This window comes from Anaerolineales bacterium (assembly GCA_022866145.1).
Taxonomy (GTDB): Bacteria; Chloroflexota; Anaerolineae; order Anaerolineales; family E44-bin32; genus PFL42.
Genome location: JALHUE010000179.1, coordinates 1 through 1911, shown reverse-complemented (window position 1 = coordinate 1911; position 1911 = coordinate 1). Strand labels below are relative to the sequence as shown.

Here is a 1911-nt window from a genome sequence, read left to right as displayed (position 1 = left end):
TCAACTACATCCGCACCCAGCTCGAGCAGCTGTTCGACCCGCAGACGATCTACCGCTCGGGCTTCGACGTGTACACTACCCTCGATCCGCAGCTCCAGGACCTGGCTCAGACCCTGGTGACGCAGCAGGTGACGGCCCTCGCCGATCGCCACGTGACCAACGGCGCCCTGGTCTCGCTCGATCCCCGCACGGGGGAGATCCTGGCCATGGTCGGCTCAGCCGACTTCAACAACGAGGAGATCGACGGCCAGATCAACATGGCCGTCGCCCCGCGGCAACCCGGGTCGTCCATCAAACCGCTGACGTATGCCCGCGCCTTCGAGCTCGGATGGACGCCCGGCACGCTGATCTGGGATGTCCCCAGCGAGTTTCCGCCTTCGGGGAACCCGGATGACCCGCGCCCGCCCTACAAGCCGGAGAACTACGACGAACGCTTCCACGGTCCGGTGACCGTGCGCACCGCCTTGGCCAACTCCTACAACATCCCGGCAGTCAAGACGCTGGATTTCGTCGGCATCTACGACGACCCGGGCACGCCGCAGCAGGAGGGCCTGGTCCCCTTTGCCCGGCGCATGGGGATCACCACCTTCGATCGCGACGACTACGGGCTGGCGCTGACCCTCGGCGGCGGAGATGTCAGCCTGCTCGAGCTGACGTCAGCCTACTCCGTCTTTGCCAACGGCGGGAACCGCATGCCGCCCGTCTCGATCACACGCATCGTCGATCACGAAGGAAACCTGGCCTTCGAGCACAAGCCGGCCGAACCCCTGCCGGTGCTGCGGCCCGAGCACGCCTTCCTGATTACGTCAATCCTCTCCGACAACGATGCCCGGCGGCCGATGTTCGGGGGAGACTCCCTGCTGCACTTGCCGTTTCCGGCCGCGGCCAAGACCGGGACCACCAATGACTTCCGCGACAACTGGACGCTGGGCTATACGCCGGACTTCGTCACCGGCGTTTGGGTGGGCAATGCCGACTACACCCCGATGCAGAATTCTACCGGCCTGTCGGGGGCGGCCCCGATCTGGAACGCCTATATGCAGTCCGCTGTCCCCTACATCGCCAAGGGTGAGACCGGGGGCTTCGGACGACCCGATGGCATCATCGAGCGCGTGGTCTGCGAGGTCTCGGGCGCCGAGCCCTCCGAATGGTGCCCCGACGAACGGATCGAGGTGTTCGCTGCCGACCAGCCGCCGCTGCCGAAAGAACAAGACTTGTGGCAGCAGCCCTGGGTCGACAGCTACACCCGGTTGCTGGCCTCCGCCGAATGTCAGGACTTCGCCCGGCAGAAGCTGGGACTGGACGTCGAGGACCCATGGGGGCGGGAATGGCTAACGGAGGACGATCAGGGAAAAGCCTGGGCGCAAGACCATGGCTTCGAAGATGAGTCGGTATTCTTCATCCCGGACGAGAACTGCACCGCCAGCAGCCCGCGACCATTCATCGAAATCCTCTCGCCGCTCGAAGGGGCGGTGATTAACAGCGGACCCCTCGCCATCATCGCCAGGGTCGGTGCGACCGACGGCTTTCGCGATTGGGTGCTCGAAGCCAGTGAGGGAACCGAGCCCAAGTCCTGGCCGGACCTGGCCCGCGACGATCAGCAGCACAATCAGGAGGACTTGCTGTACGCCTGGGACATGGCCGGGGTCAAGAACGGCCCGCTCACGGTGCGCCTGACCGTGCGCGGCAAGAACGGCGGCTCGGCCGAACGCCGGGTGCATGTCTTCATCAATCGGCCCGAGCCCACGCCCACGCCGACTCCCGCTCCGACGGTCACCCCGCCACCCACCGCCACCGAGGCCCCGTCGCCCACCCCGACGCCAACCGAAACCCCCACGCCCTGAATCCGGGGATCTGCCTGGCTGCATCGCCAGCCAAGCCTCGCAGGTGGGGGGGCCAAACCGCTTCCTA

1 protein-coding gene is annotated in these 1911 nt (G+C 66.2%); it reads left to right on the top strand.

Annotated elements, in window-relative coordinates; genetic code table 11:
• Positions 1 to 1844: hypothetical protein (locus tag MUO23_05695; protein MCJ7512446.1), on the top strand; the 1844-nt coding region annotated here is incomplete at its 5' end.
• Between the last annotated feature and the right edge of the window lie 67 nt (positions 1845 to 1911).